Raw genomic sequence first — 13,403 nt, 5'->3', positions numbered from 1 at the left:
GAATAGGAGGGCTGATGGAATACGATTCGTTTTTGGACCGCCAGCCGGGCGGCGCAGTGACTGCAGGCACTGCCCTGCATTTCACCGTGCGTGGCACTGATGCTGACAGCGTGATGCTAATGCTGCGTCAAGACGGGCAGGCGGCTTTGTCAACGAACTTGGCGCACACCGCAGACGCGTTTGAAGGGGCAACGCCACCACTGTCGTCTGGCCTGTGGTTTTACCGGTTTGTCGTGGTCGGCCCCCGTGGCACGCAGATTTTGGCGCCAACTCGCACCGGCCTTGGCGGCGTTTCAGTTGCCTACCAGGAGCAAGCCGCGGCCGCCTGGTATCAGCTCACGGTCGTGGCCCGGCAGGAGACAGTGCCGGCGTGGTACGAAAACGCGCGAATCTACCATATTTTTGTTGACCGCTTCAATAACGGCAACGCCGATGGCCACGTCAATGCGCCAAAATCCAACACTTTTTTATACGGCCAGTTGACAGACGATCCTTATTACGTCAAGGATGGCGCCGGCGAGGTGGTGCGCTGGGATTTTTACGGCGGTAATCTGCAGGGCATCAGCCAACAGCTCGACCTGATTCAGCAACGCGGGTTCACCGCACTCTACTTGAGCCCAATTTTTGAGGCCGCCAGCAATCATCGCTACGACACCGGCGATTACTTCAAAATTGATCCGGTACTCGGCACGCTGGCCGACTTTAAGGCCCTGGTTCAAGCCGTGCACGCGCGGGGGATGCACCTGATTTTGGACGGGGTGTTCAACCACGTGGGGCGAGACTCGCGCTACTTCAACGCGCTGGGGCATTACCCAACGGTTGGTGCGGCCCAGGACGCTGCTAGTCCGTACGCGGATTGGTTCACCTTTAAACATTTTCCGGATGATTACTCGAGTTGGTGGGGAGTGATGGATCTTCCCGCTATCAATAAGCAGAGCCAATCGTTTCACCAGTTCATCGCCGGTGGGCCCGATTCGGTGCTCGGTTACTGGACCGGCCTTGGCGTCGACGGCTGGCGGCTGGACGTGGCCGATGAGCTCGATCTGGACTTTTTGCGCCAGATCCGCCAGCTGTTAGACCGGTACCCGGACCGGGTGGTGATCGGCGAAGTCTGGGAGACGCGTCCAATAAGGTGGCATACGGGACCAGACGCCCGTACCTGATGGGAGATATGCTCCAAAGTGTGATGAATTACCCGCAGCGTACGCTGATCTTGGAGTTTGTGCTGGGCAGACAGTCAGCTGCCGCGGTGCTTCAGCAGCTGCTTTCGCTGCGCGAGAATTATCCTGCTGCGGTGTTCAATTCCAATTTCACCAGTTTGGGCACGCACGATACGCCGCGGGTGCTGACGGTCCTGAATGGTGATCTCACCGCGCTGGCGCAGGCCGTGCTGCTGTGGACGGTGCTGCCAGGTAACCAGGTCGGCTATTATGGCGATGAAGTCGGGCTGACCGGCAGCGCCGATCCGGCGAATCGCAAGTACTATCCTTGGCGGCGTGAAAACCAGACGGTGCTGAACCTCTATGCGCAGGCGGCAAAATGGCGCCAGGAGCCTGCTTTGCAGGCGGCCGCATTGTTTACTGGCTTCACGTTTGGCGCTGGTCTTGGCGTTGTGCGGGAAAGTGCCGACCAGACGCTCGTGGCGTTGTTCAACCCCACGAAAGCGCCGCTGACCTTTTCCCGCGCTCAGGCCGACTTGCGCTACTTGAGCGCCGACCAGCAGGTGCGGCTGCGCACCACAAAGATTCCCGCCCACAGTCAGGTGCTTCAGTTGCTGGACTAAAAAGAAGTCAAGTCAAAATATCCTAGTGGTGGCTTATATCGCCACGCCCAAGTGCACAAACGCCCCTGGTCCGCGATTCCAAAAAGAAACCGTGGCCCAGGAGCGCTTGTGCTTTGCGCTAAAGCTGCTTCATGGTGCAGCCGCTTTGATCTTAATGGTCCATTTCCGGCATCAGCGTCTCGCGCAGCCCGCCGGTTTGGCTGATCCGGGTGTCCTTGGTGATGAACACGGCCTCGGCGCCTTCGTTTTCAATCAGGTCAATGCCATCAGGGAGGCCCGCATAAAAGCCAATTGAGGACAGGACATCCGCTTTTTCCGCGGAATCTGCCACGACCGTGATGCTGGCCATGTCGGATTCCACTGGACTGCCGGTTTGCGGATCCAGCAGATGGTGGTAAATGTGGCCCTGCCGGTCGAAGTGGCGGAAGTAGATGCCGGTGGTGACTAAGGCCTTCGGGGCGGTCGTCAGCGTGGCAATCGGGGGGTTCTTCGGCGTGCGCGGGTCAGGCAGGCCAATCTGCCAAAGCGGCACGCCCGTCTCGCCGCTGCCGATCAGCACCTGGTTGCCGGCAAGGTCGATTCGACCGCCGGTGACACCGCGCCGGGCCCACAGCCGGGCGAGTTCGTCGAGGATGAAGCCTTTGGCGATGCCGCCAAGGTCCAGCGACATCCCGGCTTGGCTAAGAAACACGGTTTGCGCCTCGGAGTCTAAAATGACCTGTTCTGGGTCGGTCAAGGCAAGGCGCGCTTTGATTTGGTCGGAGGCGGGGACGCTTGCATCGTCAAATCCGATCCGCCAAAGTGCGACCAAGGGGCCGATCAACGCGTTGTACCCAAGGCCGCGCTTGCTCCAGGCCACGGCGCGAGCAATCAAGTTAAACACGGGGCGGACCGGGATCTGCACCGGCGCAATTCCCGCCTGCTGGTTGATTTGCGTCAGCAGTGAGTCTGGGTCGTAGAAGGACAACAGCTTGGCGTACGCGGACACCAAGGCCACGCTTTTATCGAACGTGCCAGCTTCGCCGCCGCTGTAAATGATGAGGGTGTTCTTGGCACCCAGGCCGTCAAACTGAAATGTGGCTGTCATGGGAGAACCTCTTTTCCTAGTGCCGCGAGCCGGCACACTACTAGTTTTATTATCCTTCCATCAGCAAGCGTTTTCAAGCTGTGACTGCTAAAGTCATCGGTAAAGAAAAGATTTTTTTATAAAATGTCAAGACACAGGAAAGAAAAGGAGTATTATAAAAAGCAATAATACTTTGGAGGTGTTGGTGTTGACAAATTACACAGCAGCCCACGAGGCTGCTTTGAATGAGTTTAAAGCGGATATTGGCCATCTGAATGCGCTGGCTAACGCAAACCGGCAGAAGCTGCTCATGATTTTGGGGCAGAGCGGCGACAGCAAAGGGGTCAAGGTCAATGACCTGGCGAAGAAAATCGGGCTTTCGCAACCAGCCACCTCACACCACTTGAAGACACTTCACGATATTGGCATGGTGGGGTCACGCCAAGAAGGCAATGTCGTTTATTACTACTTAACGCTTGACGATACGATTCAGCGACTGGAACGGATCACGGCGGCGCTGCGGGCCCGGGCGGCGGAAACGGTGGATGAGGATTGACAGTCCGGTGGCTGGTGGGACACTAGAGTCAATATTTCGACCGGAAGTTCAGTAGTTGTGCAGTGGATGCCTCAGAAAGTCGGCGGGTGATGAGAGCCGGCCTTCGCTGCTAGACGAATTACAGCTTCGCAGTGCGGCTCACGAGTGATGGCGTTATTCATCAAGAGTGATGGCTTTAGCCATAACGTGGGTGGTACCGCGGAATTTTTCCGTCCCTGTTTGCAGATGCAAGCGGGGGCTTTTTTTTCGGTCGTGACTTTAATTTCCTGTTCAGAGTTTTTAAGGAGGAACATGATGACAGAGAATATCTTAGACGAGCTGGCGTGGCGCGGAGCTTTGAATCAGATCACCGATGAGGATGGATTGCGCAAGCTCACAACGGAAAAGCACGTTGGTATCTACGTGGGGACGGACCCGACCGGCGATTCGCTGCACGTCGGTCACCTGATCCCGTTCATGATGCTCAAGCGGTTCCAGCTGATGGGACACAAACCGGTGATCGTCATCGGCGGCGGCACCGGATCAATTGGCGACCCGTCCGGCCGCAACTCTGAGCGGGTGCTGCAGACGATGGCCACCATCGATGAGAACAAGAAAAAGCTGACCGCGCAAATGGAGCGCCTGTTTGGCACCGATAATTTTCGCATCGTCGACAACTACTCTTGGCTCAGCAAACTCAGCCTGCTGGACTTTCTGCGTGACTACGGGAAGCTGTTCCCGGTCAACCAGATGCTGAACAAGGAAGTTGTCGCCAGCCGGCTGGAAAATGGGATCTCCTACACCGAGTTCACTTACCAGATCCTGCAGTCGATCGACTTTTGAAGCTGTACCAAACCGAGGACGTGCAGGTACAGCTGGGCGGCGCCGATCAGTGGGGCAACATTACCGCTGGCATCGACCTGATCCATAAGGTCGAAGGCCCGGATGCCAAGGTGTACGGGCTCACGAACCCGTTGATGCTCAAAGCTGATGGCACCAAGTTTGGCAAATCCGCCGGCGGTGCCGTTTGGCTCGACCCGGAGAAGACTTCACCGTACGAGTTCTACCAGTTCTGGTTCAACCAGGACGACAAGGACGTGGAGAAGTTTCTGAAGTTCTTTACCTTCTTATCTAAAGACGAGATCCAGCAGCTGGTCGAAGCGACCCAGACGCACCCGGAGAAGCGGGAAGCGCAGCGCCGGCTAGCCCAAGAGGTCACCAAGTTTGTTCACGGGCAAAAAGCCGTCGACCAGGCCGAAGCCATTTCTGCCGCGCTGTTCTCTGGCGATGTCCAGGACCTGACTGCCGAAGAAATTGAGCAGGGCTTCAAGCAATTTCCAAGTAAAACGGCGCCACGGACTGCTGAAAACATTGTGACCTGGCTGGTCGATACGACTGGTATCGAGTCGTCGCGGCGCCAGGCGCGCGAGGATGTCCAAAATGGGGCCATCACTATTAACGGGACCAAGCAGCGCGACTTGGACTTCACGGTCGATCCGAGCGCTCACTTTGCTGGTGAATTTACGATCGTGCGCCGCGGGAAAAAGAAGTACTTCCTGGTGCGCATTCAGAAGTAGCCGGGGACTCAATCGATAGAAGCAAAGGTGGCCAATGTGCCGCCTTTTTCGTCGCCGAAAGGGAGCGCGCGCCGGTCAGGATGCTATACTGAATAAAAAGGGGGAAACGGCATGGCTTATTCGGTGATCGGCGCCACTTACCAACATCAATCGCTGTCAGTCTTTTATTCAGGCCAGGACAGCTTGCAACCGCTCAATTTTAAAGCGGCGTGCAAGGAGGCCTTGCGCCTGCTGAATGCAGAGCTTGCCGCCTGTCCGCTTCCGGATATTCACGAGTTGGCGGAGCAAGTCCTGAATTTTGCCATGGCCCAGTCGCCAAAGTTGCATCAGCTGGAAGAGGCGACTGGAGACTCGCTTTCAGTGAGCTGGTTTGCCGATGACCACTTTGTCATCGCAGTGATGGACCGCACCGAGGCGTTTCAGCTGCACATCGAGGTCGTACCGGTCCATCAGCCTGCAGAGCAATAACTCATTTTGGCTTCGGCGTGGTTGCCGAAGCTTTTTTTAATGGCCGTGTTCAAACTGACTTACTTTGTTAACGACTATGTAACGCCTCTGTAATCTGTGACTGCTATGGTCAAGCTAGTTAATTTCGGAGGAGTGTGTCGAGAATGAAGTTTGGGAGAGTCGTTGTTTCTTTGGGGGTTGCAGCACTGATCGGTGTGAGTGGGGTGTCGCTGAACGTGGTGTCTGCTGCTTCTTCAACGGATAATGCGAGTCAGTCATCCACAAGCTTGATTCAAAAACTGCAAGCCGCGCAAAACAAGGTCATGAAGCGTCCAATGACGCGTCCAACCTGGTGACGCAGATCGATGAGACGCAGACAGCCATTGACGCCACGCAAACTAAGATCACGGCTTACCAAAGCCAGATCAAAAAGGCTGACGCCGAGGTCAAGAGCCGGCGCGCAGTGCTGAGAAAGCAACTGATTTCCCTGCAAAAGCAGGTCGGCAATTCAGTGACTGGCAATATTTACTTTGACTTTATGCTGAACGCCAAGGACTTTTCAGATTTAATTTCGCGCGGGTTCACGGTGAACAAGCTGAACCAAGCCTCCCAGGAAGCCTTGCAGGCGGTCCAGGATGCCGAGGCCAAGGCGAAGACCTTGAGTCAGGAACTAACCGCGAAAAAAAGCGCAGTTGGTTGCCAGCAAGGCTAAACTGACCGCTTCTAAGGCCCAATTTGACGCGGCGGCCAAGCAGGCCACTGCCGATGCGGCTTCGTTGCAGAAGCAGGTCGATGCGAATAAGGCTAAATTGACTGCGCTTGCGACTTCTAATAACAAAGCCACTGCGGCAACTGCGAAGGCGCTAGTTGACTCAGCCGCACCGCAGGCCAAGAGCGTTTCTGCGGCCACCAAGAGCCAGGTTTCTAAGACAACTGGGTCAGCAAGTGTCGCAGTGCAGGTCGCGCACCGGACGCGCGCGGTTGCTGCGCCTTCCACGACTGGTTCACGCTCAGTTGCGCCATCACTTCACGGTGGGTCACTGGTAGCAAACGCACTGGCCATGCAAGGTGTGCCTTACGTTTACGGCGGCAAGACTGCTGCAGGGGTTGACTGCTCCGGGCTGGTTTATGTTGCCGGCCGCGCCGCAGGAATTCCTGCTTTCAGCACCTATCACACATCGCAGGCACTGAGCTCAATGGGTAAGATGGTTTCGCTGTCCAGCTTGCAGCCAGGCGACTTGCTTTTCTGGGGTGGCGTTGGCTCAGCTTATCACGTGGCCATTTATGTTGGTGGTGGCACCTATGTCCACGCGCCGAAGCCAGGCGATCATGTTCACACGGCCAGCATTAATGGCTGGCGGCCAAACTTCGCTCGCCGGATCTAATGCAGTGATAGAATCGGAAAAGCCCGCAAATAAATTGTGGGCTTTTTTTTGGTGGCTAGAATCTGAATATTTCCTGTTGCCTTTTCAGGCCAAATGTGGGTGTACACGGCTCCAAATTGGGGGAATGTGTCGTTTGTCACACTGCAGCCAAATCGCGCCATGACGGACTTTAATTGTTAACGCTGCTGTAACACGGCTGTAACGTTCGGTTGGTACATTAGACTACAGTTAATTCATTGAGGAGTGAATGTTTAATGAAATTTTCCAAAACCTTATCAGTTATCGCGGTGGCTGCACTGCTTAGTGCCGGCACCTTAAGTACCGGAACGATTGTTTCTGCTGATTCCGTCAGCGACGCCAAGAGTGCCGTTTCCAAGAACCAGTCGGCGACCGCAGCGCTTGTGGCTAAGTTGCAGGATGCCCAGGTCAACGTCAGCAAGATCAACAACCAGATTTCCGACAAAGTCGTCTCGATTCAAAAAAACGCAGGATAGCATCGATGCTGCCCAGGCGAAGATCGCGGATTATGACGGCCAGATTGCCAAGGCCACTGCCGAAGTCAACAGCCGCAAAGCGGTCCTGAAGAAGCAGTTGGTCTCCCTACAAAAGCAGGTCGGTGATTCTGTCACCGGTAACGTTTACTTGGACTTCATGCTGAACGCTAAAGATCTGTCTGATTTGATCTCTCGCGGCTTCACCGTCAACAAACTGAACCAGGCCAGTCAGGAAGCTCTGACGGCGGTTCAGGAGGCAAAAGCCAAGGTTGCGTCACTGAAGGCTGATCAGGAAGCCAAGAAGCAGCAGTTGGTCACCAGCAAAGCAACCTTGGTTGCCGATAAGGCTAAGCTTGACACCATGAAGACCAGCGCGACGAAGCAGGCCAATGACCTCTCCGCTCAGGTCGAGGCCAACAAAGCTAAGCTGACTGATCTGCAGAACACAGTTTCCAAGGCGACGGCTGACGCTGCTGCGGCACTGGTTGCGCAGGCCAACGCGGCGAAGGCTGCTAAGGCGGCACCGGCTCAGGCAACAACAAAGACGCAGAGCAAGACGCAGACTGCAAGCGTCGTTCAAACTAGCCATCACACTGCACCGGCCGCAACCGCGACCATTGCCTCGGCAACGCCGGCCGCTCATTACGGCAGTAACATGTCCGGCTTTGTTGCGGCGGCACTGGCGCAGCGCGGCAAGCCGTACGTCTGGGGCGCTGCTGGTCCTTCATCCTTCGACTGCTCCGGGCTTGTCGTTTACGCCGCTAAGCTTTCTGGTCTTGGCAGCTTGCCTCACCAGGCTTCGCAGCTTCAGCAGCTTGGTTCTTCTGTCTCGCTGTCCAACCTCCAACCAGGCGACCTGCTGTTCTGGGGCGCGCCAGCATACCACGTGGCCATCTACATCGGTGGCGGCACCTTCGTTCACGCGCCAAACGCTGGCCAAACCGTGACGACGCAGAGTGTTGGTTCATGGACGCCAACTAACGCACGGCGGATCTAAAGCGTTAAACATTCACTCACTGAAGTCGGCAAGTTGCCGGCTTTTTTGATTGGGTTTTTTAGGGTAAAATAGGCGTAACTATGAAGGAGGGTCATCGATGCAGCACAAGCTGATTGTGATCACCGGCGCGACGGGGACCGGCAAGACAACCGTTTCTTCCTATTTGAAAAGGCACTACGGGGTGAATCGGGTGATGACGCACACCACCAGGCCGCAGCGGCCGGGCGAGATTGACGGCGTGGATTACTATTTCGAGACGCCGGCCAGTTTTGCCGCCAAGCACTACATCGAGCATGTGACATACGCGGGCTACGAGTACGGCAGTTCCTTTGAGTCCCTCAACCAGGCCTGGGCGCAGGCGGACTTTGTGTCGATCGTGCTGGACACGAAAGGGGCGCTGACTTACGCCCGGCAGCTGGGAGATAAAATCGCGGTGCTGTACCTGACCATTGAGGACCCCAGCATTCTCAGGCAGCGCTGCTTGATCGCGGCGATCCCCAGGCAATGATTGAAAAGCGGCTGGCCTCGCCCGAGTATAAACGTGATCTGCGGCTGCCTGCAGGGTTAGCGGCGGTGGCGACGGAGATTAAAAATGATGACTGGGCGCTGGCCTGTCGCCAGATTGACGTGTTCATGGCGCAGCTTATCGATACGGCGGTGACCCCGGGTTAATTGCCGGTCGGCAGCAGTTGTGATAAGCTAGCTTTAATCGTAATCAATCCGATTTAGAAAGCGGAGGTCGTCATGTCTCAGGCAGCGATTGCAATTGAAAAAATGAAGCAAAGCGGCATGCGTGTCACTAAGCAGCGCCGCGCCCTGGTCGCTTACCTTGACCAAAGTGGCAGGTTTGTGCCGGTTACCCAGCTGGATCAGTACATGCGTGGGGAGTATCCGGGACTTTCTCACGACACGATTTATCGCAACGTGAAGGAATTTGAACGACTCGGGATTTTGGAAAGTGACGTGGAAAACGAGCAAGCCATTGTCAAACTGCAGTGTGACTTCCAGCACCCGCACCACCACCACTTCATCTGTACCAACTGTCACCGGGTCCAGGAGGTCAAGATGTGTCCTCTGGCGTACTTTGAGGACCAGTTGCCGGGGGCCAAAATTGCCAGCCACAATTTTGAACTTTACGGGTTGTGTGCGGATTGCGCCAAGAAGCTCAACAAGTGAGAATCCCGCGTTCAGGCGGGATTTTTTTAGTGCGCAAAATGGGACGATTCTGCGCTTTTCAGGTTTCTTTAGGGTCAGGCGCGGAAGTTTACGTTAGAATCAAGGTAGCAAGTTTGAAAAGGAGGACCAGCAATGGCCTATCGCACACCACCGCTGCTGTCACCGGCAGCAATCGTTTCGCTGATCGTCTTGATCAGCGGTTACAATTGGATCAATAACACCGTGAATCCGAGTAGTACGCCGAAGTCGCCGGCGGCCCAGAGCTCATTGGTGTCGAGCATGAAGGCCAAGGACAGCAGCACCGATTCGTCTAGCAGCAGCGCGGCGCCGGCTTCCAGCAGCAAACCAGCGGCTTCTTCTAGCAAGCCGGAAGCTTCCAGCAGCACGGCGTCTTCTTCTAGCCAGCCGCAGACGGAAGGCGCGGACAAGGCGACGTCATCCAGCGCGGTTAGCAGTTCGACCACCAGCAGTAAGCCGGCGGCAAGCAGCAGTAGCAGCAGTAGTGCCAGCTCGCAACCGGCGACCACGACGGATGGCAAGACTGAGACCAATGACACGAATGAATAAGGAGGTGAGCGCATGCTGACGGCGCTGGACGTGCTCAACCGGTTACTCGGTTATTTTAATATTCAGGATAAGGCGAAGGGTAAGGCCTTCACCGTAGTGGCGGGCGCAGCCAACTTTTACATTCTGTACTTGGCCATTACCTGCCTGCGCTACCCCGGTTACCGCTTAAAAGGGGTGCTGTTTCTGTTGCTGTTTGTGGTGCTCTTGTATTTTGTCGTGCTGAATGTGGTGTACTACTACACTGACAAAACAGTGCCATTTGATATTTCGCCCAGGGTCGAGAAACTGCTGGGCGGCAATCCCGAACGGATGAAGGAAGCTGAATCAGCGCTGACTCGGCAGAGTCAGTCCGGCGCCGCCAGCGGGCTGTTCGCGGACCAGCAGCTGCTGCCGACGACCGTGATCAGTTCCGATGCCCAGCAGCAGGCCCTAAAAGCACTGGTGGATGAGCTCGTCCAAACCGGCGCCTTGAGTCTGAATTATCAGGGGCTGGATGAGCGGGCGGTTCAGCGCGTGGCGCAGAAGACGCACCAGCCCGTGGCTGCGATGGGCGGCCCGTTTGACCTGCCGTACTTCCGCCTCAGCCAAGAGCGGGGTCATTTAACGGTTTATGGCGGCGTCAACGCGCTGAAGCCCGTGGCGTTGGGTGAAATCACTCAGGTCGGCCTCATGCCGGTGAAGCAAGCGGAAAAGGACTACCAGTTAGCCGCGGCGCATGTCTTTCTGCAAGGCGGTGAGTCGAAGCGGCCGGGCCGCGCCGGCTTGTTGACCGAGCACGCGCCGTATTCGATCAGCGTCCAAGTTGCATACACGCCGCGGCCTGAAGTGACGACCAGGTAGAAAGCAGTTGCGTCGCGCCTGAATATTGGTAGAATTATTTAATACATATGATAATTCTGTCAGACGGAGCGGCGTTTTTGTTTACTTTGGTTTGTTCTCAAATTACTAACAGTCGTCCACCTATCATGGCTCAAATCGGCATGATAGGTGAGCCGCTCAATATACTGATAGAGCATTATCAGCGGTACAACCGTGTCACGACACTTAGTCTGCAATTCATTTTTCTTGCAAACGGTTGCGCTGACGCGGTATTCTAGACGCAAGCACTGTGCGGTAAATTCTGTTTGCGTAAAGGGGGAATCACGATGTCAATGATCGAATTTCACGACGTCGAGAAGTACTACGGAAAGTTTCACGCGCTAAAGAATATCAACCTGACGATCGACCGTGGTGAAGTCGTCACGATTATTGGGCCTCAGGGTCGGGGAAAAGTACGCTGCTGCGGACAATCAATGGTCTTGAACGCATCACGTCGGGACAGCTGATTGTCAATGACTTCGACCTGGCAGACAAGAAGACCGACATGAACCGCATTCGTAAGAACGTCGGCATGGTGTTCCAGCACTTCAATCTCTACGCGAATAAGACCGTGCTGGAGAATATCACGTTAGGCCCCACTTTGGTGCTCAAGCAGGATAAGGAGAAGGCCAAGAAGGAGGCCATGGACCTGCTGGATATGGTCGGCTTGGCGGATCAGGCGCCCAAGTTGCCGGCCGCCTTTCCGGGGGTCAGAAGCAGCGGGTCGCCATCGCCCGGTCTTTGGCGATGAATCCCCGCGCGATCTTGTTTGACGAGCCCACCTCTGCCCTAGATCCCGAAATGATCGGCGACGTCCTGGATGTCATGCAGAAAATTGCCAAGCAAGGGATGACCATGGTCGTGGTCACCCACGAAATGGGCTTTGCCAAGCGCGTCGGCGACCGGATCGTCTTTATGGCAGACGGCCGCATTTTGGAGGATTCGTCGGATGTGACTGGTTTCTTTGATCACCCTAAGGAACCGCGCGCTCAGGAATTCATCAGTAAGATCTTGAACCACTAGGAGGGGAGATTATGGCTAAAAGAATTCGCCGCCTCGGCCTTTTGCTTGCTGCGCTCGCCATGCTCCTGGTGGTGAGCGGCTGCGGCAAGTCCGTTGCGGATAGCGATGCCTTGGCCCGCGCGAAGCGGACGGATAAAATCGTTTGGGGCGTTAAGGCCGACACCCGGCTGTTTGGACTGATGAACACGAAAACCGGTCAGATTCAAGGCTTCGAGGTCGACATGGCCAAGGCGCTGACCAAGCAGATTCTCGGCAAGAGCGGCAAGGCGGAGCTGACTCAGGTCACCTCGGACACCCGCGTGCCAATGTTGAAAGCCGGCAATGTTGACGCGGTGATCGGCACGATGTCGATCACGCCGGAGCGCCAGAAACAGCTCAATTTTTCCCACAGCTACTTTTCTGCTGGTCAGTCGCTGCTGGTGCCCAAGGGCAGCAAGATCAAGTCGGTCAAAGACCTGAAAAAGGGCACCACAGTGATTGGCGTGCAAGGGTCAAACTCGGTGGACAACGTTAAAAAAGCGGCACCGGATGCGCGCGTCTTGCAGCTGACCGATTACTCGCAGGCGTTCACGGCGCTGAAGTCCCACCAAGGTGCCGCGCTGACCACAGATAACGGCATCTTGTACGGGATGTCGCAGCAGGACCCGAATTACGTCGTCGTGGGCGGTACCTTCACCAAGGAGCCGTACGGGATCGCGATGAACAAAGGACAAACCAACATGACCCGCGCGATGAACAAGGCGCTGGCGACGCTGCAGAAAAACGGAACATACGAGCGCCTGCTCAAGAAGTGGTTCAGCGATGTGCCGGGCTTTGACATCAAGGAGGTGCAGCCATGATTGAGATTCTGACCCATAACTTTGGCACCCTGATCTCAGGGTTGGGTTACACGCTGTTGTCCTCGATCATTGCGCTGATTGCCAGCTTGATCATCGGCACCGTGTTTGCACTGCTTGAGATCTCCCACAAAAAAATGGGTGCGGTTCATCGGCAAAGCATACGTGGAGTTTATCCGCAACATTCCACTGCTGGTCATCACCATGGCGTTTTACGTCATCGTCCCGCAGTTCGTTGTGCAAATGGACGGCTTCACCGCCGGGACCATTGGGCTCACGATTTACACTTCCGCCTTCATTGCTGAGACGGTGCGCGCCGGGATCCAGGCGGTGCCGACTGGGCAAATGGAAGGGGCCCGCAGCAACGGGCTCAGTTACACGCAGGCCATGGTCCACATCGTGTTTCCCCAGGCGATCAAGATCGTCGTACCCTCGCTAGGGAACCAGTTCATCAATCTGGTCAAGAACTCCAGTATTCTGGCCTTCGTGGCGGGCTTTGACCTGATGTACCAAGGCAAGATCATCGCGGCCACCACGTTCAACACCTTTGACACCTACCTGGTAGTCGGGGTCTTGTACCTGGTGATCACCATGCCGATGTCGTACGCGATGCGGTACCTTGAAAAACACTGGTCACGGGCCTAGGAAGGGGATGAACG

At 55.8% G+C, this 13,403-nt stretch carries 12 protein-coding genes and 5 pseudogenes; 16 read left to right on the top strand and 1 reads right to left on the bottom strand.

All coding sequences use genetic code 11. The annotated features are described in order from the left end of the window. The first annotated feature begins 11 nt into the window (after positions 1–11). A pseudogene (locus JCM13995_RS17945) lies at positions 12–1,783 on the top strand (glycoside hydrolase family 13 protein). A gap of 151 nt (positions 1,784–1,934) precedes the next feature. On the opposite strand, the gene JCM13995_RS01105 reads toward JCM13995_RS17945, so the two are convergent. Then, positions 1,935–2,870: an FAD:protein FMN transferase gene (locus JCM13995_RS01105; RefSeq protein WP_054661647.1), complete on the bottom strand. Its 936-nt coding sequence runs from the start codon at positions 2,868–2,870 to the stop codon at positions 1,935–1,937. A gap of 187 nt (positions 2,871–3,057) precedes the next feature. On the opposite strand from JCM13995_RS01105, the gene JCM13995_RS01100 reads away from it, so the two are divergent. The 15 genes and pseudogenes from JCM13995_RS01100 to JCM13995_RS01030 all read left to right on the top strand — a co-directional run bounded on the left by JCM13995_RS01100 (position 3,058) and on the right by JCM13995_RS01030 (position 13,389). Beyond that, entirely contained in the window at positions 3,058–3,405 is a 348-nt protein-coding gene (locus tag JCM13995_RS01100) for an ArsR/SmtB family transcription factor (RefSeq protein ID WP_054661671.1), read from the top strand. Between the two features lie 291 nt (positions 3,406–3,696). Then, positions 3,697–4,961: pseudogene (gene tyrS, locus JCM13995_RS01095) on the top strand (tyrosine--tRNA ligase). A 111-nt stretch (positions 4,962–5,072) separates the two neighbouring features. After that, positions 5,073–5,429 carry a hypothetical protein gene (locus tag JCM13995_RS01090; RefSeq protein ID WP_054661644.1) on the top strand — a complete coding sequence of 119 codons (357 nt, stop codon included), beginning with the start codon at positions 5,073–5,075 and terminating at the stop codon, positions 5,427–5,429. A gap of 143 nt (positions 5,430–5,572) precedes the next feature. Continuing rightward, the gene (locus JCM13995_RS01085) at positions 5,573–5,764 is read left to right on the top strand and encodes a hypothetical protein (RefSeq protein ID WP_054661641.1); all 192 of its coding nucleotides are present in this window, start codon (positions 5,573–5,575) and stop codon (positions 5,762–5,764) included. After that, positions 5,761–6,120 (top strand): coiled-coil domain-containing protein, encoded by a 360-nt coding sequence (locus JCM13995_RS01080; protein ID WP_054661638.1) that lies wholly within the window; start codon positions 5,761–5,763, stop codon positions 6,118–6,120. Before JCM13995_RS01085 ends, JCM13995_RS01080 begins: the two co-directional genes overlap by 4 nt. Next, positions 6,101–6,793: a C40 family peptidase gene (locus JCM13995_RS01075; RefSeq protein ID WP_054661635.1), complete on the top strand. Its 693-nt coding sequence runs from the start codon at positions 6,101–6,103 to the stop codon at positions 6,791–6,793. Before JCM13995_RS01080 ends, JCM13995_RS01075 begins: the two co-directional genes overlap by 20 nt. Before the next feature lie 254 nt (positions 6,794–7,047). Next, on the top strand, positions 7,048–7,287 hold the full coding sequence (locus tag JCM13995_RS01070) for a hypothetical protein (protein WP_054661633.1): 240 nt from the start codon (positions 7,048–7,050) through the stop codon (positions 7,285–7,287). Beyond that, positions 7,211–8,284 carry a C40 family peptidase gene (locus tag JCM13995_RS01065; RefSeq protein ID WP_082397656.1) on the top strand — a complete coding sequence of 358 codons (1,074 nt, stop codon included), beginning with the start codon at positions 7,211–7,213 and terminating at the stop codon, positions 8,282–8,284. The genes JCM13995_RS01070 and JCM13995_RS01065 overlap by 77 nt, the downstream gene beginning before the upstream one ends. 97 nt (positions 8,285–8,381) lie before the next feature. After that, a pseudogene (locus JCM13995_RS01060) lies at positions 8,382–8,956 on the top strand (guanylate kinase). A gap of 72 nt (positions 8,957–9,028) precedes the next feature. After that, a complete protein-coding gene (locus JCM13995_RS01055; RefSeq protein WP_054661627.1) occupies positions 9,029–9,460 on the top strand; it encodes a Fur family transcriptional regulator in 432 nt (143 codons plus the stop codon). A 132-nt stretch (positions 9,461–9,592) separates the two neighbouring features. Next, entirely contained in the window at positions 9,593–10,027 is a 435-nt protein-coding gene (locus tag JCM13995_RS13560; protein ID WP_082397655.1) for a hypothetical protein, read from the top strand. A 12-nt stretch (positions 10,028–10,039) separates the two neighbouring features. Beyond that, positions 10,040–10,867: a DUF6681 family protein gene (locus JCM13995_RS01045; RefSeq protein ID WP_054661621.1), complete on the top strand. Its 828-nt coding sequence runs from the start codon at positions 10,040–10,042 to the stop codon at positions 10,865–10,867. Positions 10,868–11,172: 305 nt separating this feature from the next. Next, positions 11,173–11,908: pseudogene (locus JCM13995_RS01040) on the top strand (amino acid ABC transporter ATP-binding protein). Positions 11,909–11,919: 11 nt separating this feature from the next. Beyond that, a complete protein-coding gene (locus JCM13995_RS01035) occupies positions 11,920–12,747 on the top strand; it encodes a transporter substrate-binding domain-containing protein (RefSeq protein ID WP_054661618.1) in 828 nt (275 codons plus the stop codon). Further along, positions 12,744–13,389 (top strand): annotated as a pseudogene (locus tag JCM13995_RS01030) (amino acid ABC transporter permease). The gene JCM13995_RS01035 and the pseudogene JCM13995_RS01030 overlap by 4 nt, the downstream one beginning before the upstream one ends. The last annotated feature ends 14 nt before the right edge of the window (positions 13,390–13,403 follow it).

This window comes from Lacticaseibacillus camelliae DSM 22697 = JCM 13995 (genome assembly GCF_001311195.1).
GTDB classification, from domain to species: Bacteria; Bacillota; Bacilli; order Lactobacillales; family Lactobacillaceae; genus Lacticaseibacillus; species Lacticaseibacillus camelliae.
The sequence above is the reverse complement of the archived record's forward strand: the minus strand, read 5'-3'. Positions and strand labels throughout refer to the sequence as shown.

Excerpts from the sequence above, each read along its gene's own strand:
- JCM13995_RS13560 (WP_082397655.1), top strand. The coding sequence starts at position 9,593 with ATGGCCTATCGCACACCACCGCTGCTGTCACCGGCAGCAATCGTTTCG.
- JCM13995_RS01105 (WP_054661647.1), bottom strand. The coding sequence starts at position 2,870 with ATGACAGCCACATTTCAGTTTGACGGCCTGGGTGCCAAGAACACCCTC.
- JCM13995_RS01065 (WP_082397656.1), top strand. The coding sequence starts at position 7,211 with ATGCCCAGGTCAACGTCAGCAAGATCAACAACCAGATTTCCGACAAAG.
- JCM13995_RS01055 (WP_054661627.1), top strand. The coding sequence starts at position 9,029 with ATGTCTCAGGCAGCGATTGCAATTGAAAAAATGAAGCAAAGCGGCATG.
- JCM13995_RS01085 (WP_054661641.1), top strand. The coding sequence starts at position 5,573 with ATGAAGTTTGGGAGAGTCGTTGTTTCTTTGGGGGTTGCAGCACTGATC.
- JCM13995_RS01045 (WP_054661621.1), top strand. The coding sequence starts at position 10,040 with ATGCTGACGGCGCTGGACGTGCTCAACCGGTTACTCGGTTATTTTAAT.
- JCM13995_RS01070 (WP_054661633.1), top strand. The coding sequence starts at position 7,048 with ATGAAATTTTCCAAAACCTTATCAGTTATCGCGGTGGCTGCACTGCTT.
- JCM13995_RS01035 (WP_054661618.1), top strand. The coding sequence starts at position 11,920 with ATGGCTAAAAGAATTCGCCGCCTCGGCCTTTTGCTTGCTGCGCTCGCC.
- JCM13995_RS01090 (WP_054661644.1), top strand. The coding sequence starts at position 5,073 with ATGGCTTATTCGGTGATCGGCGCCACTTACCAACATCAATCGCTGTCA.